This is a genomic window from Hyphomicrobium sp. (assembly GCF_041659645.1).
Lineage (GTDB): Bacteria > Pseudomonadota > Alphaproteobacteria > Rhizobiales > Hyphomicrobiaceae > Hyphomicrobium_B.
In genome coordinates this window covers 37071-57030 of sequence record NZ_JBAZXX010000004.1, presented here as the reverse complement: position 1 = coordinate 57030, position 19960 = coordinate 37071, and the positions used below count along the sequence as shown (strand labels likewise).

At 56.7% G+C, this 19960-nt stretch carries 18 protein-coding genes; 8 read left to right on the top strand and 10 right to left on the bottom strand.

The annotated features are described in order from the left end of the window. Positions 1–29: 29 nt before the first annotated feature. A complete protein-coding gene (locus WC811_RS14655; protein WP_372645918.1) occupies positions 30–1376 on the bottom strand; it encodes a TolC family protein in 1347 nt (448 codons plus the stop codon). Positions 1377–2587: 1211 nt separating this feature from the next. Beyond that, positions 2588–3529 (bottom strand): cation diffusion facilitator family transporter, encoded by a 942-nt coding sequence (locus WC811_RS14650; protein WP_372645916.1) that lies wholly within the window; start codon positions 3527–3529, stop codon positions 2588–2590. A 69-nt stretch (positions 3530–3598) separates the two neighbouring features. Between WC811_RS14650 and WC811_RS14645 the strand changes: the two genes are divergently transcribed. Next, the gene (locus tag WC811_RS14645) at positions 3599–4021 is read left to right on the top strand and encodes a helix-turn-helix domain-containing protein (protein WP_372645914.1); all 423 of its coding nucleotides are present in this window, start codon (positions 3599–3601) and stop codon (positions 4019–4021) included. A 286-nt stretch (positions 4022–4307) separates the two neighbouring features. Here WC811_RS14645 and WC811_RS14640 read toward each other — a convergent pair whose 3' ends face one another. Genes WC811_RS14640 through exbB form a run of 3 tightly spaced genes read right to left on the bottom strand, consistent with a single transcriptional unit; the run spans position 4308 to position 6315 of the window. Continuing rightward, positions 4308–5114 carry an energy transducer TonB gene (locus WC811_RS14640; protein ID WP_372645912.1) on the bottom strand — a complete coding sequence of 269 codons (807 nt, stop codon included), beginning with the start codon at positions 5112–5114 and terminating at the stop codon, positions 4308–4310. Continuing rightward, positions 5114–5590, bottom strand: coding sequence for a TonB system transport protein ExbD (exbD, locus tag WC811_RS14635; RefSeq protein WP_372645910.1), 477 nt, complete (start codon positions 5588–5590; stop codon positions 5114–5116). Before exbD ends, WC811_RS14640 begins: the two co-directional genes overlap by 1 nt. A 5-nt stretch (positions 5591–5595) precedes the next feature. After that, a complete protein-coding gene (gene exbB / locus WC811_RS14630) occupies positions 5596–6315 on the bottom strand; it encodes a tonB-system energizer ExbB (RefSeq protein WP_372645908.1) in 720 nt (239 codons plus the stop codon). Between the two features lie 592 nt (positions 6316–6907). Here exbB and WC811_RS14625 point away from each other — a divergent pair. The 4 genes from WC811_RS14625 (at position 6908) to WC811_RS14610 (ending at position 12251) form a co-directional block, all read left to right on the top strand. Beyond that, positions 6908–9364, top strand: coding sequence for a TonB-dependent receptor (locus WC811_RS14625; RefSeq protein WP_372645906.1), 2457 nt, complete (start codon positions 6908–6910; stop codon positions 9362–9364). 75 nt (positions 9365–9439) lie between these two features. Continuing rightward, positions 9440–10123 (top strand): Fe2+-dependent dioxygenase, encoded by a 684-nt coding sequence (locus tag WC811_RS14620; RefSeq protein ID WP_372645903.1) that lies wholly within the window; start codon positions 9440–9442, stop codon positions 10121–10123. After that, the gene (locus tag WC811_RS14615; RefSeq protein ID WP_372645900.1) at positions 10123–11226 is read left to right on the top strand and encodes an alpha-hydroxy acid oxidase; all 1104 of its coding nucleotides are present in this window, start codon (positions 10123–10125) and stop codon (positions 11224–11226) included. The genes WC811_RS14620 and WC811_RS14615 overlap by 1 nt, the downstream gene beginning before the upstream one ends. Positions 11227–11912: 686 nt before the next feature. Next, entirely contained in the window at positions 11913–12251 is a 339-nt protein-coding gene (locus WC811_RS14610) for a hypothetical protein (protein ID WP_372645898.1), read from the top strand. A 66-nt stretch (positions 12252–12317) separates the two neighbouring features. Here WC811_RS14610 and WC811_RS14605 read toward each other — a convergent pair whose 3' ends face one another. The 3 genes from WC811_RS14605 to WC811_RS14595 form a co-directional block, all read right to left on the bottom strand. Then, positions 12318–13115 carry a metallophosphoesterase gene (locus WC811_RS14605; RefSeq protein WP_372645896.1) on the bottom strand — a complete coding sequence of 266 codons (798 nt, stop codon included), beginning with the start codon at positions 13113–13115 and terminating at the stop codon, positions 12318–12320. Positions 13116–13232: 117 nt separating this feature from the next. Beyond that, positions 13233–14264, bottom strand: coding sequence for a hypothetical protein (locus WC811_RS14600; RefSeq protein ID WP_372645894.1), 1032 nt, complete (start codon positions 14262–14264; stop codon positions 13233–13235). A gap of 814 nt (positions 14265–15078) precedes the next feature. After that, positions 15079–15816: a hypothetical protein gene (locus WC811_RS14595; protein WP_372645892.1), complete on the bottom strand. Its 738-nt coding sequence runs from the start codon at positions 15814–15816 to the stop codon at positions 15079–15081. Here WC811_RS14595 and WC811_RS14590 point away from each other — a divergent pair, their 5' ends adjacent. The 3 genes from WC811_RS14590 (at position 15817) to WC811_RS14580 (ending at position 17917) form a co-directional block, all read left to right on the top strand. Continuing rightward, positions 15817–16194: a hypothetical protein gene (locus WC811_RS14590; protein ID WP_372645890.1), complete on the top strand. Its 378-nt coding sequence runs from the start codon at positions 15817–15819 to the stop codon at positions 16192–16194. It begins immediately after the preceding gene. Between the two features lie 77 nt (positions 16195–16271). Next, on the top strand, positions 16272–16916 hold the full coding sequence (locus WC811_RS14585; RefSeq protein WP_372645888.1) for a hypothetical protein: 645 nt from the start codon (positions 16272–16274) through the stop codon (positions 16914–16916). Then, positions 16913–17917: a hypothetical protein gene (locus WC811_RS14580; protein ID WP_372645885.1), complete on the top strand. Its 1005-nt coding sequence runs from the start codon at positions 16913–16915 to the stop codon at positions 17915–17917. The genes WC811_RS14585 and WC811_RS14580 overlap by 4 nt, the downstream gene beginning before the upstream one ends. Before the next feature lie 330 nt (positions 17918–18247). Here WC811_RS14580 and WC811_RS14575 read toward each other — a convergent pair whose 3' ends face one another. Then, positions 18248–19501: a Y-family DNA polymerase gene (locus WC811_RS14575; RefSeq protein ID WP_372645883.1), complete on the bottom strand. Its 1254-nt coding sequence runs from the start codon at positions 19499–19501 to the stop codon at positions 18248–18250. 6 nt (positions 19502–19507) lie between these two features. Continuing rightward, positions 19508–19876 carry a LexA family protein gene (locus WC811_RS14570; RefSeq protein WP_372645881.1) on the bottom strand — a complete coding sequence of 123 codons (369 nt, stop codon included), beginning with the start codon at positions 19874–19876 and terminating at the stop codon, positions 19508–19510. Positions 19877–19960: the final 84 nt, after the last annotated feature.

The window sequence follows — 19960 nt, the reverse complement described above, 5'->3', positions numbered from 1 at the left end:
TCCTCGAATTTATGGTGAAGAACAGTCGCTTACCGCGCTATATCGTTGAGACTTCGGCCGATAAGGGCTTCGGCTTTCACCCGAGCTTTTTCGTACTCAGCTCGGGCGTTGAGCAGTTCCAGACGCGCCTCGAACAGCGTCCTCTGCGTATCGAGGACGCCAAGAAAATCGAATTTTCCCCCATCGTAGCCGGCGCGAGTGCGATCGAATGCCGACTGTGCAGCTGGCAACACCTTGCTTTCGAACGCAGTTACCTGCGCGTTTGCCACGCTGAGTTCGCCGAGGACTCCAACCAGCGATTGGACGAGCTCGTTTCGAGCCGCGGCCGCATCAAATTCCGCCTTGACCGCTCGACGCTCGGCGGCGGCGATGTTTCCCTGATTGGCGTCGAAAATTTGAAGCGGCAGCGACACGGACGCGACGAGCGCGGTTGCATTGTCGCCAGCAAGCTGCCGCACGCCGGCCCCGACGGTGATGTCGGGAACGCTTTTCGCGCGCTCGAGATCCAACGCCGCATAACGTCGACCAACTTCGTCGGACCAGCGCGCGAGCTGAGGATTATTCTCCAAAAATGCGCGCACCGCGGCGAGGGACGGCGCTCGCCGATCGAGGCCCAAGCGACCTTTGACGCTTGCAAACGTCGGGCGATCCACGCCCCAAAAATTGGAGAGCCGCGCGCGCGCGGCATCAAATCGGCCACGCTCAGCTTCGGCGAGCGCGTTGGCGCGAGCCACGCTTGCTACCGCGCGATCGAGATCGATGGGACTGGATTTGCCACCTTGAACACGGGCTTCGACACCCGAGCGGATTTCCTCAGCGACGGCCGCAAATTCGCGAAGAACCACCCATCGTTCTTGGGCCGCGAGAGCGTCGACAAACAGATCGGCAGCACGGGCCGCCACCACAACCCGGGTCGTCTCGAAATCCCACCCCGCCAAGGATGTTTCCAAATTGGCGGCAGCGAGGCGTTTCACCCGCTTGTCGCCCAACTCAATCACTTGCGAAAGCGTGGCCGTCTGCTCGGCCTCGCCGAAAGCCACCTTGCTTTTATTGCCTCCGAAGTTCTCGATTTCATAGGAGAGTTGGGGATTCACTCTATAGGAGGCCTGCGTCGCGTCAGCTCGGCGGGCGTCGATCTCCACGAACGCGGCCTTTGTGGCTGGACTGTACGCGAGCGCCAGTTCAACCGCTTCACGAAGACTGAGCGTCCCTTTTGGAGGACCGTACCTTTCGGGCTTACTGTTCTGTTCTGCCGCTGGTGTCCGCAGAGGTGCGTCGCGGACGATAATTTCCCCTGCACGGGTTGCCGATGTGATTAACAGCGGCGCTGGCTCGGCTTTACAGCCGGCCACTGCCATCGCGAAGGCAAGCGCCATCGATCGTCTCCATGCTCCAGTCGGAACTGGCATGCCCAAAATCCCCCAATGACGGAATCAGACCTCGCCCCACATCAGAGCGGTGCAAGGCCGGCCAAACACTTAATTGGGATGATCTAAATTTGGAGAACGATGGTGCGCCGGTCGCTGAGTGCAGACCGAAGAGTCGGGGTTGCACGCCTAACTATTCTGCTGACTGCACCAACATACAAAGGCGCTTTGACGCCATATGCAAGAGCGACCGGTGATTTGCCGTGCGCAGCCGCAGTTAAATTCGAAGCCTTTTCAAATCGGCCTTGCGCGAGCAAAGTGCCCCTTGCAAGGCGGAAATCCTTACAATCGGGCGATTTCGCCGATTGTTTAGCGCTGCTGAAAAGGACGTCGTGCTGTTTTGAATTTTGAGTCGAGGAACGTATTGGATGCGAGCTGTCGAGTTCAATCGCCGCGCCGTGGGCCTCACTCACACAGACGACCAATGGCAGCCCTGCCACGGTCATCGTGAGCAGGACAACGAGATTTACCAGATATCTGAGAAGTCTACCCGACATTCTTCGACCTAAACATATTCGGCTCAACTTTGCCTATAAAAATGGTCGCGCCGTGGCGATACGTCTTCATCGGCACATCTTCTATCGCCGCGCGTTGCTACCGCGCAACTTCGCCCGGCGTTCCGGAATTCGAGAATCGCCTGGGATAAAATTTGCGTGCGGTAAGACCCCTGCATTCTCTGTTCATCGCCGACACGCTCTCGCGCTGGCGTCACAGCCCCAGTTGGTTGAGCCCGCCTGTGTGCACGAAATGCTTTTGCTGCCTGAACGTGCCCAGCTCGTCCAGGCCGATCCATACTCAAAATCGACGAAGTCAGCCCACGATTGGATGGCGGCGGCCTGCGCGGCTCGTTTCGAGGATTTGTCCGAGCTGGAACCGTAGTGGAAATGATCGGTCATGCAATTGAGACCGCGCTCGCGGCGCTGCTCGTGCAGGTCCGATAACGATTGTGCCGCTGCGGGTGTCGCCGCCAGCAGTGAAAGAACGCCCATTAGAGTTTGTGGAATTTTTCGAGCCTTCTGCATTAAGACCTCCAATTTGGAATGGACCCCAATACTCAACGAGAATGCACGTCGACGAAGGCGCGCGTGAAGAGGTTGTTCACTTCAACATTTAAGAACATGCCTGGACGAGATATTTTCGACACAACTTTAGCTCATCGGTCAGACCACGTGCGCGGGCGCCAGTGCGCATCGCACACTTTCGCTCGTTTCAATCTGAATGGTTGCGTGCCCGATTTTGAAATCGTGCTCTAACTCGTGGCAGATCTCTAGCAGCGCCTCGTCGCCCGGGTGCCCGCTCGGCATGACGAGGTGGACGGTGAGCGCCACCTCAGTGGTGCTCATCGGCCAGATGTGCAGGTCATGCAGCTCCGAGACGCCTTTCACACTTTCCAGGTACGTTTGCACGGCGGCGGCATTGATTCCGGACGGGACGGCGCCCATCGACATTGCCAAACTATCGCGAAGCAAACTCCAGGTGCCCCACACAATCACAGCCGAAATTATCAAGCTCACCAACGGGTCGAGCCAAACCCAGCCCGTCAGGAAAATCACCAGACCCGCTATCACAACGCCTGCCGAAATCAATGCATCGGACGCCATGTGCATAAAGGCGCCTCGGATATTGATGTCATCCTTCGCCCCTGTCGCAAACAACCAGGCGGTTACACCATTTATGACGATTCCGACCGCTGCCACGACCATGACTGTCCCGACCGACACCGGTTCGGGCGTCGCTAATCTTTGGACCGCTTCCCATGCCACCGCTCCAAGCGCAACTAACAGGAATACGGCGTTGAATAGTGCGGCGAGAATCGAAGAGCCGCGAAGCCCGTAGGTGTATTGCTTGCTGGGCGGACGCTTCACCAGGACACTGGCCACCCAGGCGACCAGCAGGCCCAAAACGTCGGAAAGGTTGTGCCCGGCATCGGCGATCAGCGCGAGCGAATTGCTCACAACGCCGTAACCACCTTCGATTAGTACAAATCCAAGATTGAGAGTTATCCCGATTGCGAACGCAGTCCCGAAATTCGCAGGTGCGTGGCTGTGGCTGTGGCCGCCAGCGTCGTCATGGTCGTGCTTGTGATCGTGGTGAGCGGCCATGTTTCGTGTCGTCCTTGCGTCGCGCCTGCGGTTCGTACATCCTCTAGCGGCTAGAGGAGCAAGAAAATTTTGTCAGACGCGATTCCGATTGGGGTGCTTTCCCAAAAAACAGGCGTCAAAGTCCCCACCATCCGCTACTACGAGGGCGTAGGCCTGATGCCCGAGCCGTCGCGGACCGAAGCCAATAGACGTCTTTATGGAGCTGAAGCGGTCGACCGCCTGCGCTTTATTCGACACGCTCGCGAGCTTGGGTTCGAAGTTGACGCCATCCGACAACTTCTCGATTTATCCGATGAGCCCGAGAAATCATGCAAGGCCGTCGACGCCATAGCGCGACATCATCTTTCCGAAATCAGAAGCCGCATCGCGCGGCTGAGGGCGCTGGAGCGCGAGGTCCAACGGATGCTTGCCGAATGCGCGTGCGGGCGGATTTCCGAATGTCGGGTCATCGACGTGCTTTCGCACAAGCATTATATTCACCACGACAAATGAAGCGCGGGCGGGGGCAAGCCGGATTCGCCTCCCAGACGTTCAGCGCTGGTGGCGCCGAAGCCGGGAACTTCCCATGACGGTCGCCATTTTGGTGAGCGGACTCCCTTGTCGTCCATTCTCTTTTCGGCCACGCGCCAATGGAATTACCTCGCGAGCTTTCCTTCGCGCCCTAGTTAAGCTGTGCTGGCCCCACTCATGCCCGCTATCACGCAAGCTTGTACCTCACACCTCCCGACGGTCTCGTCGCTGTTTTTATGCCGAACAATGCTCCCGTTCAGCAAGTCAACTACCTGATCCTGAATTCAATTTTCAGGGTGAAACTTAAAACATCTCCGGGCGCCTGATCTGGGGGAAGCGGAAAGGGATTGCATCGATCAAGAGTAGCCAGGGCCTCGTCATCAAGTCGCGCCGATCCCGACGACGCTTGGACGCTGCGGCTCACGAGACTGCCTTTTCGGTCGATCGCGAACTGGACGACGGTGCTCCCCTGCTCACCGCGTTCCTTTGCTTCCGCTGGAAAGTTTTGATGCTTTTTGACGTGCAACCGGATCGATTTCTGGAAGGTCAGGACAGCTTGGCTATACTTGGTTGCCTCGCCGATCTGGCTCGCAGTGAGGGTCTTTGTTTCTGTGACGGAGACTTGAGGCGGAGCCATGGCTTGGGCGGCGGCAGTTTGCTGCGGCACCAGATTTTCCGGCCGAACTTCCTTGAGTTCTTCGTCCTTTGGGGTCACGTCCTTGATCGGTTTCGCAATCGGAAGCGCCACTTCTGCAGTAGGTACAAGGGGAGACTGTTCAAATTGCGGGATATCCAGCGGTTTCAATTCATCCACTTTTTCAGTGGTCGGCGGCGTCGGAACTGCCTCGTCATTTTGTGGTCCAACGGTCGCCTCTGGCGTCTCGGCGCGTTGCGAAACAACTACCGGGGATAGCTCCATAGCGATGGCTCCCGCCACTTCGTCGGCTTCTTCCTGCGGTTGCTTGTAGACCGCCCACAGTCCGAGCCCCACGTGAAGCAGACATATGATGCCACCGCACGCGACCCAATACAGCCAGGACCCCTTTCGCGGCTTGAGGACATCTGATGCCAACATTACGGCTGACCCGGTGGATCCGATCGGGAGGCCGGCTTCGCAACCGATACGGGCTCGCTGTCCGTCCCCTCGATCCCGGTCAACGCAATCTTCAGGTAACCAGCGCTCCGCAAGAGATTCATGACCCGCATCAGTTCGCCATAAGGGATCACCTTGTCCGCGCGAAGGAAGACGCGCGTGTTCCGGTCGGCGGCTGTATGCTCATCCAGCGCGGAGGCCAAGGACAGCCGTTCAACCGTGTCGTTTCCCAGAGCCAAGGTTCGGTCCGCCTTGATGGTAAGGTAAAGTGGCTTGTCGGGAAGTGGCTGTGGCTTCGCCGTCGATACGGGAAGGTCGACAGCCACGTCGACAGTTGAAAGAGGCGCAGCAACCATGAAAATAATCAAAAGAACCAACATCACATCGATCAGGGGCGTGACATTGATCTCGTGCTGCTCGTGGAGATCATTCCCATCGCTGTTGAGGTCGCCAGCCATTCGATCTACTCCGCGGCGTTCGCGTTACGATGACCGCTGACGCGGTCCAAGTCGCGCGAAACAAGACGCATTACTTCCGCCGAGGCGTCGCCGGCGAGCGCGCGATATCCGCCGAGGGCTCGGGTGAACCAGTTGTAAATGAGAACAGCAGGAATCGCCGCGATCAATCCGATGGCAGTTGCCTGCAATGCCTCCGCAATGCCCGGTGCAACCACCGCGAGATTGGTCGTTTGCGACTTCGAAATGCCGATGAAGCTGTTCATGATGCCCCACACTGTTCCGAATAACCCAATGAATGGAGCGGTTGCACCGATGGAGGCGAGGACGCCGGTTCCCCTGTTCATTCCTCGAATTGCCGCGAGCTCGATCCTCCCCAACCGTGAGGCCACGCGCTCCTTAATGCCGAATTTATCCGGCGCCTCTGTCGACATGGTCAATTCCACCGTTGAGACGTCAATGAACGCCCCCAACAGGCCTCTTCTTTTGGCAAGCGTTTGCGACGCCGCCGCGAGCGAAGTATCGGCAGCTATCGCACGTATATCGCGCCGGAGCCGCGCATGCGCCAAGAACAGCTCGACGGCCTTGAAAAGTCCAATTGTCCACGTCAACACCGACGCGAAAGCGAGGCCTAACATCACGCTTTTGACGACCGCGCCCGCTCCAAGGAACATCGCCAGTGGTGATAAATCATGCGGCAAGCTCGAATTTATCTTTGATTCCGCCATCGGAACTCCGCCGACGCCTCGTGCGGCCAATGACGGAGCAGTTCGGGATAAAAGGGCGGGATCATTGATGGGAAGGTTTTCAACGGGCGTAAGCTCGGAGGTCGGAGCATTTACAGGATTCTGAACGATCGCCCTGTTGACACCCGGCGCCACCACGGCTTTCTCGGCTTTGGGGGCAGGTTGGGCAAGCGGTCCGCCCACTTCGTAGAAACAGGCAAAGGCTAACGCCAATCCCACGACGAACACTTGCTTAGTCATATGCTATTGTTGATCCCATCGCATTTTGGTCGGCCGAATAACAGCTCTCCGTCTCGAGCGTTCGAAACTTAATCATCGGCAGGTGCCAAGACCTCACCGATTTGTTTTCCCTATCGCGCGATGGCAGGCACCGCAGCTGAAAACCAAATAGCCACCCCTATCACATTCTATACTGTGACTGTAAAGTATCGACCTCCAGGTCAGTTTCGTCGCCACCGGGATTGAGATTGACCATTAAGCCTATGCCATGAGTAGTAGTTGACGGAAAGAGAATAGAACGTGCGGGGGGCGCACGGCTCTTTCGAGTTGCCTTTTTGCATGCGGAGGGGAGTTCATGCGTACAGTTTTTTGCGTTACACCCAATAATGAAACTGCGTTTCTGCTTGCTAGGCCACCTAAAGATCACGTTACACGCGCCTTTGCCGCCGCTTGCATGCTGGCGATCAGTCCAGCGACTCTTGCCGTTGCTCAAACAGCAAAATCCTCAGATCTTGAACCGCTTGTTGTCGAAACCCACAAGAAGAAAAAAGAAGCCGTTTCAACTGTAAAATCTCCAGCTCCCAAGCAGGCTAAGCAGGCGCCGCCGCCGCCGCCGCCACCGGGACCGCAAGAACTCACCGCTGAACAGCAGGCAAATATCGCAGCGGGAATGGGCGCGGCGAAGCCGGGTGGCAATCCCTACGCCAATCCCGATGCGCCCTACATGGTCGACAGGTCGGCCTCCGGTAAGCTAACGCAACCGCTATTGAATACTCCCAAGACCGTCACAACTATTCCGAAGGAGGTGATCGAGGACAAGGGTGCACGAGATCTTCGCGAGCTCGCGCGAGAAACGCCCGGCCTAACGATCGGATCGGCTGAGGGCGGCAATGCCTTCGGCGCATTTGCGGTGCGCGGGTTCAAAGCCAACAACGACATCTTCGTCGACAGCATTCGCAATCCGGGCAACGTCATTCCGGACGTCTTCGCCATCGAGCAAATCGAAATCTACAAGGGGCCGAGCGGCGGCATAGCTGGGCGAAGCACCATTGGCGGCGCCATCAATCTCATCACCAAGCAGCCCGATCTCAATTGGAACTTCGGCGAGATCAGCACGACGATCGGCACCGACAGCACCGTGCGCACGACCGTCGACCTCAACCAAGTCATCACACACGACTTCGCCGTGCGGGCCAACGTCATGTACGACCAAAATGACGTTGCCGGACGCGATTTTGCGGACACGGAGAAGTGGGGCGGTTTGATTTCGGCGACCGCAAAGCCGACGAGGAACGTTGCCGTGACGCTCGACTACTATCGTTACCGCAATGACGCGACTCCCGATTGGGGCGTGCCAGTCATCCGCAGTTCGGCACCCTCCTTGCCGACGATCGGTACCCATCTGCCCGTTACTGAGTTCGGCGTGCCTCGAGACACCTGGTACGGCGAGAAAGACCTCGATTTCTTCAAGGAAACAGCCGACATCGGTACCGCGACGGTGGTCGCAAAGCTCACTGATGGATTGACATTGACCAACCGCACCCGGGTCGGCGAAAGCTCACTGAATTACATCGCAACGTCGGTTGAAGGCCTTACTTATCATCATCCCAACCGTGACCAGGACGCCCATATTTACGCAAACCAGACCGAGCTCAACGCGAAATTCCGTACAGGCTTTTTGCGTCATGACTTGGTGGCGGGCGTGGAAGTTAGCCGAGAAGAGATCAATAGGTTTGGATACGCGCTTTCTCCGAACGCGGCTCCCGTCCCGATTATTGATGGAATGCTAGTATCAGATCCCTACCGTCACGACACTACCATCCTTCGCAAAGGCAAAACGTACGACGCCACCATCGACACTGTCGGAACGTACCTAGGCGATACGGTGCACTTGTCCGAGCAGTGGATCGTGAACGGCGGCGTGCGGCTCGACAACTTTGCACGCAGCCAAGTCGGCGGTCCGGGAACGAACATTCCTGGATCTACCGCCGCCAACACCGCCATAGCCAACAACACCGCAAGCGTGCAGGATGATCTCTTTAGTTGGAATGCCGGCATCGTCTACAAGCCCATTCCAATCAGCAGCTTTTACTTCGCGTACGGCACGTCTGAGAGCCCTGTTGGCAGCGAGCTTGATTCGACCGGCGCGCAGTATAACGGCATCAGCGCAACCCTGGTCGATGTCCCGCCGCAACGGGCCCGGAGCTACGAGGTAGGTACCAAATGGGAACTTTTTGATCGGCGATTGCTTGCCACAGCCGCTCTGTTCCAGACGGACGTCGATCACGCCCGAACCAACGACAACGTTACTGCGGCTGACGACACGAATGCCTTTGCCGGCAAGTATCGCATACGAGGCATTGAGTTGAGCGCTGCGGGTAATATCACAAAAGATTGGAGCATTTACGGAGGATTGGTGCTGCTCAATACCGAAGTTCTCGGATCCAGTAATCCGCAGGATATCGGGAGAAGATTGGCTAACATTCCATTGACCCAGTTCTCGATGCTGTCGAAGTATCAATTGACGGATCAACTCGCCGTCGGCGGAACGGCAACCTACTCGGGGGAAGTTTATGGTGGCCATCTTGCTGCCAACGAAGCGAATAACCATACCGTTAGCTGGTGGCGTTTCGATGCCTTTGCCGAGTACGAAATAACAAAGAACTGGGAGGTCGAGGTATCAGGTCTAAACCTGACCAATCAGCTCTACTACGATGCGATCTATCAGGCTCCGGACAACCCACCGGGAGGCACGTTCGCATTCGTTGCGCCTGGCCGTGCGGGGTACTTGACCGTCAAGTACAAGTACTAACAATCCAATGTTTGCTGGTGCTAATATAACTCCGGGCGATCCGCGCCCGGAGGTATCTTTTGAGGAGCCGGTACGGTGTTGATCGTCGTTCCGAAAGTGCTGACCAAAGAGCAGGTCGCCGCAAGCCGAATGGTCACGGACGACGCCAAGTGGATCGACGGGCGAGCAACGGCCGGAGCGCAAGCTGCAGCCGTCAAGCAAAATATGCAATTGCCTGACAGCGCTCCAGAGGCGCGCCAACTCAGCGAGATGGTGCTCGAGGCTTTGTTCAAAAGCCCATTGTTCGTCTCGTTTGCATTGCCACTTCGCGTTCTTCCGCCGATGTTCAATCGCTACGGTTCGGGCCAGTTCTTCGGCAGCCACGTCGATGGGGCGATCCGAGGGATACCGGGAACAGGCGCAAGAATGCGCACTGATGTTTCAGTGACATTGTTCCTTTCAGAACCCGACGAGTATGATGGTGGAGAGCTATGTGTGGTCGATTCATACGGAACTCACGAAATCAAGCTTCAGGCTGGAGATGCGGTTCTCTATCCGGCGACGAGCTTGCATCACGTAAAGCCTTTGACGCGTGGCTTCCGTGTCGCCTCCTTCTTCTGGGTTCAAAGCATGGTGAGGGATGAGCGCGCCCGAACGATGCTCTTCGATATGGATCAGACCATCCAAAAGCTGACGACGTCGCTCGGCGTCAAGAACCCCGAAGTCGTAGGACTGAGCGGTATTTATCACAATCTCATCCGCTATTGGGCGGACGCCTGATGTCGGTAGAGGGAGCGACCGAACTTCCCGTTAGCCTTGCCGATTACGAACAGCAAGCGCAGATGCGGCTCGACGGGAAGGCGTGGGCGTACTTCTCCGGCGGTGGCGCGGACGAGATTACGCAGAGATGGAACCGGGAGCGTCTGGACCGCCTCGCATTGATCCCACGCGTGCTGCGAGGAGGACCGGGATGTCATACGCAGTTAAGCCTGTTTGGATGCGACCAGGCCCATCCAATCTTGGTGGCCCCGCTCGCCCACCAGAAGATGGCGCACCCGGAAGGGGAACTTGCCACGGCTGTAGGGGCTGGCGCGCAACAGGCCGGCATGGTGTTCAGCATGCAAGCGAGCGTCAGCATGGAAAGCGCGGCCAAAGCCGGTCCGACTTGTCGCTGGTTCCAACTTTATTTTCAGCCTCTCCGCGAGGCGACGCTGCAGCTGATAAGACGAGCGGAAGGTGCGGGCTTCGAGCTGTTGATGGTGACCGTCGACGCGCCTGTCAATGGCGTTCGGAACCGGGAGCACCGCGCCGGATTTCAGTGGTGCAGCTATGCAATTCCTGAAAATCTGAAAGGCCTGCCGACTGCAGATGCGGAGCCTCTGTCAGAAGGCGCAAGCGCTGTCTTCGATCATTATATGGCGGTCGCTCCAACGTGGGATGACGTCGCCTGGCTCCGCCAACAGACGAAATTGCCAATCGTACTGAAAGGGATTCTTTCGCCATGGGACGCAGAGCAAGCGATTGCGTCGGGCATGAACGGTATAGTCGTTTCCAACCACGGGGGCCGCACTCTCGATACCTTGCCGGCCACAATTGACGTGATTTCCGAGATCGCCGGGGTCGTGGGCGGCCGCGTGCCGCTGCTTTTCGACGGCGGTATTCGACGCGGAACGGATGTACTGAAAGCGCTGGCGCTCGGTGCCTCGGCCGTGATGGTTGGCCGACCTATCATCTATGGACTTTCTGTAGCCGGCGCCCTCGGCGTATCGCACGTATTGAGGCTCCTGCGCGACGAATTCGAGATTGCGATGGCTTTAACGGGTTGCCGAACCCTGAGCGATATCGGCCCTCACATAATTAGGCGGTATAGGGCAGAATTCTAACCTCTTCGCTCCGTCTATCTCTCATTTTTGAAGCCTAGGTTTCTTTACTCTTTTCGAGAACTATATTGATAGTGCTGACGAACACGGGAGATCTCGGTCTGTGAAATTCCGGTGAAATGTCTAATTTGATAGCGGGGAGTGGGATCACAAAAACGCAATCGTGCCCCATATGGCAATAAGGAACGCTCTAGTCTTTCATCAGTAATCTGCACAGCAGCCAAATTCTATTGCTGTCAAGGAAGCGATGTCGCGAGGCACCAAAAAAAACTTTCGGATTTGCTTGATAGGCCCGAGACAATTACTCGGCTGGCCGGAGTATATGATCTGTCGTTAGCGAAAAATGGCGACGCGACAGCCCTGCGCAAAATTCGGGAACGATTGGTTGCTAACCCCCAACTGACTATTGCATTAGCAAATTTGTGTTTGGCCCGCGGAGTAGGGTACCGCAACAAAAAGACAGCGGGGAATCGAACAACCAGTCCAACTCGATTTTACCTGCTCACTTGTAGAGTTTTGGACGTCGGTTAGATCGACTTGCCACGAAGACAGTTAACACTGACGACAATAGCTCGTGAGACGCTATTCTCTTCGTTCAAAAATGTTTTGAGTTCGCGGGAGAGCACTGCACTCTTAGCGCGTGTCAAGCACGGGTGTCGGCGGTAGTACCGGACCTGCAGGCGGCGCAGGTGGCGGCACTTCTGGATTTGGCGCCCCAGGAACCGCGACTTGCCAAGGCTTGCCAGACACGCAAACGGCGGGCGGGGCGGGTGGCGGAGGACAAAGCGGGAATGGTCATGCCGGTTCACGCGGATAAGGCGGTGCGGGTGAAAATGGTACCATCGACGGATCGGGTGGGGGCGGCGGGTGCGGTTTCTATGGCGGTGGCGGTGGTGGCTCAACCTGCAGGCTCTGGTAGCGGTGGTGGCGGATCGGGCTACTGCGGTGGCGCTTCCAGTTGCACGACAACGCAAGCCGGCGGCGCCCTTTATCTCACCAACGGATCAGTGACCGTCACACCGCAATAGACGTTCGCTTATTCCTCAGTCCCGCAATCACAAACCGACCGGCCCTTGCAAATGCAGGGCTGAAGATCACTCCTCGCACTCCCCTACTATTGAAATCGACCCCAAAGAAGATTGCTTGGTTCCGACCTTGAGCAGCCGCACGCCGGATCTGGTCAACACGGCGCAATAAAGGACATCGCTGTCGAAAGCACCAGTGTCGATGCCGATGCGGTTTTTCCGCAGTTGCGGTTTCTCTACGATCGTATGGCCGTGCACGATGCGGTATCCGAAGTCCTTCCGTGAATTCAGAAACGGTTCCCGAATCCAGAGCAAATCGTCTTCGTCCTGGTTGTTCAGAGGGCGCCGCGGATTGATGCCAGCGTGAACGCAGATAAATTGATCCCAGACGAAGGCCAGCCGCAGCTCCTCGAGAAATGAAAGATGAACTGGCGGGATCGCCTTCAACAGCTGGGAACGTAACCACAGCCAATCCGCATCATCTGGGTCATCGTCGATATTGATGCCGTAGCTTTCGACAGTATCGGCACCACCATTAAGGAGCCAATTTATGCCTGTTCCTACCGGGTCGATCAGAAATGACAACATCCATGCTTCGTGATTGCCCTTTAGGAAGACACAAGGCAGTCGATCAAATGGTGAAGCGGTGAGCCATGATAGAAGCTGACAAGAATCCGGTCCTCGATCTATGTAATCGCCGAGGACACATATTACCGGCTTCTTCGGTCCGTACTTGGCGATATCGCGAAGGACAACGGCCTCCATTTCTCTCGCCAAGTCCAAGCGTCCATGCAAATCCGCGATCACGTATACAGATGTTGCCTGCACGGCTTCGGGACTGGGATAGTGCAGCAAATCAATCGACATTCATCCCCCAATAAGCGGCCCGTCACGGCTCCCGACGCGGTGTCCGACGACGGTCTCGCAAACCGTTTAGGCATCAGGTCGCAAGATCGAAATTCAAACGCGTCATGCACCATTCTTTCAGCGGGCAGTGCTACCGCGGTAAATAACCGTCGGTGGGACAGCCAGTTCGCCCCATTCGTTTTCGAACTTCAGGTTGGCTTTGCACCATCCTTTCACCGGGCAGCGCTCATCACAGCTTTGATGGTGTTGTGAATAGACGGTGTCGATATGCACGATCCCGGCGACCGCGTGAACGGCCGCGCATTTCAACAATGACCACTCGTAAGCATCTTCTCGAAAACCTTGGGCGAGCACGCGCTTTGATTTTTTGTTGTAAGCAACCGTCATTTTAGGTCTGCCGCTTGGAAGATGAACTGAGAAGATGCGCAATTCCCCGTGTCTCAGCTTCACAGCATAGGTCAGGCATTCCAAAGATTGAGGGCTACCCAACTTGGGATAGCCGTGCTTCTCCAAGGCCTCGTGGTTGACCGACCAGTACATACAGTGCTCTAGGCTCTTCCCTTCTCTGTGAACATGCGCGGCGTTCGTCAATTCGACGAGATCGAGTGTGCGGTTCTCTATCGGCACCGCCCCAACACGCAGCGGCTTCTCATAACTTAGACATGCCAATTTGTCGGCTGCGGTGAGCCAGTCGGCATAGCGGCGTACAGCCCATCCGACTCCCGCGCGGCCCTTCACCCATTTGGGGTAACAGGAGAGAGCCATTTCAATTGGAAGGCTTATCAAACGCAGTTCATGATTCACGGCGGCTCGAGTGGTTTTACCGCGCTTGCTGCACCAAGCAGTCTGTTTGAACAACAGGTGGCGCACTTCGTCAGGTGGCAGATGTCCGCCAATGTGGGCCGTAATCGCGGCAATCTCGATCAACGCCCAATCGTCATTTGGAAAACTGAGGCGTTGTGGATGCGGCCGAGGCAACGGACGGGAGCCGTCGATCAGCCCCACGAGCATGTCGAGGATTTCATTTTCAGGAAGCATCGTCACCTCCCAAGCCTTCAGCGGAGCGAAAAGCGGTGAGCTCATCGTAGAAAACGATGCGTCCTTGGCACCATCCGTTCCCGGGGCAATTGCGGTAACAGCCGTGGCCATGCCGAACCTTCTTAAAATCGATCTCCACGACGGCCGACAAGCTCTTCACCATCGCGCAAGTGTAAGGCGTCCAGTTGTAACAATCGGCGCCGCCGAGGGCTTTCGTATCGGTGATACTTTTGTCGTCGATCGAATAGGCGATCGTCATCAGCGGCGCGTTGTGGGTCGGACCGCGCAGCGAAAAAAGCCGGAGCTCGCGATGACGCAACTTCACCGCGTATGTCAGGCACTCCAAAGCTTCGGGCGAACCGGCATGTGGCAAGCCGTGTTTTTCGACGGCTTCGCGATTAAGTGACCATGACATGCAATGTCCGAGCGCTAAACCTTCGTCACGGACATGCAAGCCGGTCGTCAGCTCGACGAAATAAAATCCGGGGTTCCATTCCAGCTCAGCGACCCGCACCGGTTCACCGCCCTCCGCGCGGGCTTGTTTCTCCATTTTGTAGAGCCACATTCGATGATGATCGATCGCCCACTGGACTCCGGCTTTACTCGTCAGCCAGTTGGGGTTGCTACTCAACGTCAGCGAAATCGCCGGCCAAATATCGTCGATAATGCCCGATACGTTCAGCGGTCTGTTATGCCGCTTTATGCTGCGAAGATAAGAAGCAACTTTGAAGAGTAGATACCGGAGTTCAGTATCGGTCAGCGGCAGCCTTTGCCATCTAGCCCGCAAAGCCACATTGGCGGCAAGGGCCTTTGCCGTACGAGGTTCTTTGAGAAAGTTAAGCCGCGGAGGAAATGGTGGCGGCAGCGGCGCGGTACCGTCGATGAGACCTTGCAGCATCTCAATGGCATGTTTGAACATCGATGCTTACTCCCCCGAGCTGCGGTAGAACGGAGACGGCAAGTGTCTCTCGCCGCAAAACTTTATGACTCCTTCACACCAGCCATTTCCCGGGCAACGGCGTAAACACCCGCCCCACTGCGGCCGATGTGACAATTCCAAATCGACGACCGACGAAAGGCTCTTAAACAACGCGCATTGGGAAATGGTCCAGCCAAAGGACTGGTGCAAACTTCCATCGCCTCGCATTTCTTCGATGTGTCTGGCCGCAACTGAAAAAGAGAGAGACATCAGCGGCTTATTTTCGGGTCCGCGCAGTGAGAAAAGGCGGAGCTCGCCGTACCGAATTTTCATCGCGTAAGTTAAGCATTCCATCGCCTCCGGTGTGTCAGGCCGTGGATAGCCGTGCTTCGCGAGCGCTTCTTGATTGAGTGACCACGACATACAGTGGCCGAGGGCAACGCCTTCAGCGTGCACATGCCGACTGTTCATCAGCTCAACCAAATAGTAGCCGGGATAGTATTCAACTTCGGCGACGCGCGGCGGTTCGCCGAGTTGGGCGCGGCCTTGCTTGTCCATCGCACGGGTCCAGTTTTCGTAGTTTTCGACCGCCCACGGCACACCGGCTTTGCTGCTCAACCACTCAGGATTGGCGCGTAACGTCATGGCTATGGCGGGCCAGATTTTTGTGAGGAGTTCGTGGACATAAAACGCCCGGCCGCCGCGGCCGGTGCGCGTGACGTGTGAGGCGATTTTGAAAAGCAAATGCCGCAACTCGTCGTCGCTCAGCTTGAAACCTTCGTGCTCGAGCTGGCGAGCGACGTACGCCGTGACGTCACGACCGGTCCGGCGATGTTTTGTGAAATTGAGTCTCTGTGGAAATGGCTCTGGCAGCGGCTGGGTGCCGTCGACGAGGCCCTGCAGAATGGCTTGAAGATGCCTGAACATTGCGCGCGATACTCCCTTTTAAAAGGAGATCGCCTATCAACGCGCGCCATCCAGATAGCAGTCGAATGTGGTCGAAATTGCGATTTTCGTAAATTGGATTTGAAATGTTTTAGGTGTTGCACCTTCGGCACGTCGCGCTCAAACGGTCCGGTGATAAGGAGGACTGACCGGCGAGTGGCGCCGGCGCAACGGTGAAGAATTTCCGAAGACGCTGGGGGTCGCCCGGTCGACGAATGGCATATGCTGAGAACGGATAGTCATCGGGGGGCACAGTGAGCGAGCAAGGTCAATCAGCAAACCCGGGAACTTTTTCCCAACTCGCCAATTTTGCTGGCGCTTCAATCATCGGGAGTCGGCTTGGCCGCGTCATCGCTGCTATTTTTTTTGCCTTGCAAATTTACACTTTCGCCGCCCTTCCGGTCTGGGAACAGACCGCCGGGATCCGTGAAGCCTGGGGCAAACAACAACAGGTTCAAGCAGAAGCGAACGCGGCCAGAGAAAAAGAGGCCGGCCGCGCGAACGCCGCCGCTGCCGATGCCACGTCGAAAGCTGCAGAGTCTCACAACGCAGTAATGAAAGCGAAGGCCGACGCTGATCGGATGGAGAACGAGGCAGACAATGCCTATGCCATCGCGATTAACTCTCCGGCAAAGCAGAAGGCTATGCGCGACGCCTCGGTAGCTGAAGCTTCGCTGCTCGTCGAGACGGCAACAGCCGCACGCGATCAAGCCAAGGCGACTGCCGAAAAAATGGAGAACGAGGCAGCACTCGCGCAGACCAAAGCCGACACAGAGGGGCAAGTAGTTGCCGCCAAAATCAGTGGCTTAAAAAACAAAGCTGATGCCGGCACTTCGGCAATCTTGTTCCACATCGGACCACCCCTTCCTCCTTCCCTTTCATTTGAGAGCGACAAATGAGTAGCCATCAACCACCGCCAACGCCGGTTCGCTCCTCACCGTCGAACGCATACGAAGCCTTCGTAGCCGCGCTGCGTACACGCACTGGCCACGCCCTGCTTGTTAGCTTTGCGATACTCGAACTTCTGAACCTAGGGGTTCTTCCCTCTATCATGGAAACGATCAACGCCCGCTCCGTTTCTGCTAAAGCGGTGACCGAAAACGCCAAGGGCGACGTTTCTGAGTTACATCAAACCAGTGAAGCGCAGTTCGCTACTGAAGACGCTGCTACGAAGACCGCCCTTGCCGAGCAAGCCGAACGTTTTCGCAACGCCGAGGCGCGCAAAGCATTGGAAGAAGTACGCGCACAGCAAGAGATCGCTAAGAACGCTCCAGACGTCCAACAGGCCGAAGCCATGAACAAAGCAGCGGCCGCTGCAATCAATTCCGAGAAAGCACTTTATGAAGAACGGCGAGCGAAAGCCGAGGCGTTGAAGACCGCCGCAGAATCGAGAAGTGCTGAGCTAGAAAATCAACTCCAAACCGCCGCGCAGCGAGCGAATATCATCCAAGCGCGCGTCGAGGCTATAGATGAATGCATCAAAGCAACGGATCAAAAACTGGCCAACAAAGTGAGTGAAGAGATGGCGGTCGACAATTGGGGTTCTTTACGTAAGACTACCGGCGAATTTTACGTCGACATGGCCACGAACCCCGCAGTTCGGTATCGCTTCTATCGCAAAGAATGTCTGCCGGAGCAATCGACCGACCTGGTATCAACTAACGTGCCCGATCAAGAAGCGCCAAGTGATCACACCGCACTCGCGCCTAAGGGGGATTGCATCAAAAACTATCGCTCCTGGCAAAAAAGAGCGAAAGGATGGGCCGCGTTCGCCACTAGCGATACTGAATGCGGTTGGTCGTTACAGGGGATGCACGATGCGAACGACGCTCGGAGAAATGCGCTTGCATCGTGCGGGGACGAAAACTGCCGTATCTACGAAGAAAAAAGTTTTCACTAGAACATCGAGACCGTCAATCGCTGACCGAAACTGCGGAGTGACCTACCGCTTCGTGTAAGAGAGGCAGTATCGCAATTTTGAACATACGCCGATGCTGGCGATCGGCCGACGTCCACAAGTTCTCCACGCCATCAAAAGCCGAATATACCTGTCTTGATCCTTCGGACTTTTTGGAAAATGCTGTCGTGCAAACTTCGTGGCCGTCGCTATCTCGTTCGCTTGTGCCGGCGCAACGCCAATCAATATTGCCACGCAGATCGCTCCGAGACGTCTCTTTGGCGGGGACATCGGAACCTCAATATGTTTCAGCAAACGGCCTCGACAATTCGATCAAGCACGCGCCTTCAAAATATCGCTCAGCCGCGTCGTGTATGACGGTGACAGGTTACCCCTGCGCATTGCCCAAACCGGCCGGTTTGTCAAACTACCTGGCCGCAACGCAAGTCTGCCATAGCGGCGATTAACGCCGTCCAAAGCCTGCATTAAAACGGCGGACTTTGCCGGATCACGGCTCGGAAACATCGAACCCGCTGCACTGTCTTGAGCTTCCAGGTCGAGCAATACGATGCCGGCTTTGGCATACCGGTATCCGTCGCACCAAAGTGCCTCGAGCGCTTGGCGCGCGGCTCCTACGACGACAAAAGTGTCGTTCGAGGGTTCCAGACCCAAGGTTATCGAATTTCCATATTGCCGGTCAGTCTTCGAAAAAGGATTGGTCGTGATGAACACCTGCAACGCGCCAGCGATGAGCCCGTGGCCGCGTAATCTCTCAGCAGCTCGCGTCGCATAATAAATCACAGCCTCCTCGAGATCCTCGCGCCGGCTGATCGCCCGGCCGAACGATCGCGTCACCGCCAACGATTTCTTCGGGCCTGGCTGCGTCGCAAGTGACAGGCACGCCAGCCCCTTCAATTCCGAGACCGTACGAAGGCCCGTCACGGTAAGAAGTTCGCGCACGATGCTCTCGGGCAGTGCCACAAAATCCGCGACGGTCTCGACACCGATTTTTTCAAGTTTCTTTACGGCCGCAGAACCGATGCCCCAAACCTCGCCCACAGGAATTGAGCGATAGAGCTCATCACGTTCGCTCCGGTCTGAAAGATCGCATACGCCAGATCCTTCGCGATCGGCCTTTGCAAGCCGATTGGCAAGCTTGGCGATCGTCTTCGTCGGGCCAAATCCGACGCAGCACGGGATCTTCGCGACCTTCAGCACCCGCCGACGCAACGCACACCCGAATTTGTCGCGGTCGTACACTTCGCGCGTATCGATGAACATCTCATCGATCGAATAGGGCTCGACCTCCTCGCCGAAACCGATCAGCACTTCGTAGATGCGGCGGGACATGTCAGCGTAAAGCGAATAATTCGAGCTCTTCGCAATTACGTGCCGAAGTTCTGGCTGACCTTTGATCAGGTGCCACGGCGCTCCCATTTTGATGCCGAGATCCTTGGCCTCGTTCGTGCGCGCGATCGCGCAGCCATCATTGTTTGAGAGCGCCACGACGGGTTTTCCGCGCAGTCGCGGATCGAAAGCACGCTCACACGAACAATAAAAACTGTTGGCGTCGATGAGTGCGAACATCGGCAATCACACATCGAAGCGCACGAGCGCCTCGACCATCGCCCATATCTCGACTTCGCCCTCGACCGGCCGCGGCGCGCGCTCCGAGGGCTTTAACCACCACTGCTCATGTTTGAAATGTAACGTCGCGAGCCAGACCTCAGCGTCGACGATGGCCACACAGACCCGTCCCGCCATAGGCTCGGCCGCTGCGTTGACCACCAGCACGTCGCCGTCGTGGATGCCCCTGCCCCTCAGCGCCTGGCCCACGACGCGCACGGGGTACTTATGCGGACGCCTCAGATCCAGCGCAGCGGCCAGATCGACCACCGGCTCAATATAATCGCGTGCCGGGCTTTCAAAGCCCGTCGTATGATCGCCCTTGTACCCCGTCATCTTTAGAACATAACAAGAACGACAGTGAACTTGTCAATGACGATCGCACAACGCTTCAAGGGGGAAAGTGGAAAAATGACATCC

What these genes read in the sequence shown, in the direction of transcription:
- WC811_RS14655 (WP_372645918.1), bottom strand. Translation starts at nt 1,376, where the DNA reads ATGGCGCTTGCCTTCGCGATGGCAGTGGCCGGCTGTAAAGCCGAGCCA.
- WC811_RS14650 (WP_372645916.1), bottom strand. Translation starts at nt 3,529, where the DNA reads ATGGCCGCTCACCACGATCACAAGCACGACCATGACGACGCTGGCGGC.
- WC811_RS14640 (WP_372645912.1), bottom strand. Translation starts at nt 5,114, where the DNA reads ATGTTGGCATCAGATGTCCTCAAGCCGCGAAAGGGGTCCTGGCTGTAT.
- exbD (WP_372645910.1), bottom strand. Translation starts at nt 5,590, where the DNA reads ATGGCTGGCGACCTCAACAGCGATGGGAATGATCTCCACGAGCAGCAC.
- exbB (WP_372645908.1), bottom strand. Translation starts at nt 6,315, where the DNA reads ATGGCGGAATCAAAGATAAATTCGAGCTTGCCGCATGATTTATCACCA.
- WC811_RS14625 (WP_372645906.1), top strand. Translation starts at nt 6,908, where the DNA reads ATGCGTACAGTTTTTTGCGTTACACCCAATAATGAAACTGCGTTTCTG.
- WC811_RS14615 (WP_372645900.1), top strand. Translation starts at nt 10,123, where the DNA reads ATGTCGGTAGAGGGAGCGACCGAACTTCCCGTTAGCCTTGCCGATTAC.
- WC811_RS14605 (WP_372645896.1), bottom strand. Translation starts at nt 13,115, where the DNA reads ATGTCGATTGATTTGCTGCACTATCCCAGTCCCGAAGCCGTGCAGGCA.
- WC811_RS14600 (WP_372645894.1), bottom strand. Translation starts at nt 14,264, where the DNA reads ATGGCCACGGCTGTTACCGCAATTGCCCCGGGAACGGATGGTGCCAAG.
- WC811_RS14590 (WP_372645890.1), top strand. Translation starts at nt 15,817, where the DNA reads ATGCCGCAACTCGTCGTCGCTCAGCTTGAAACCTTCGTGCTCGAGCTG.
- WC811_RS14580 (WP_372645885.1), top strand. Translation starts at nt 16,913, where the DNA reads ATGAGTAGCCATCAACCACCGCCAACGCCGGTTCGCTCCTCACCGTCG.
- WC811_RS14575 (WP_372645883.1), bottom strand. Translation starts at nt 19,501, where the DNA reads ATGTTCGCACTCATCGACGCCAACAGTTTTTATTGTTCGTGTGAGCGT.
- WC811_RS14570 (WP_372645881.1), bottom strand. Translation starts at nt 19,876, where the DNA reads ATGACGGGGTACAAGGGCGATCATACGACGGGCTTTGAAAGCCCGGCA.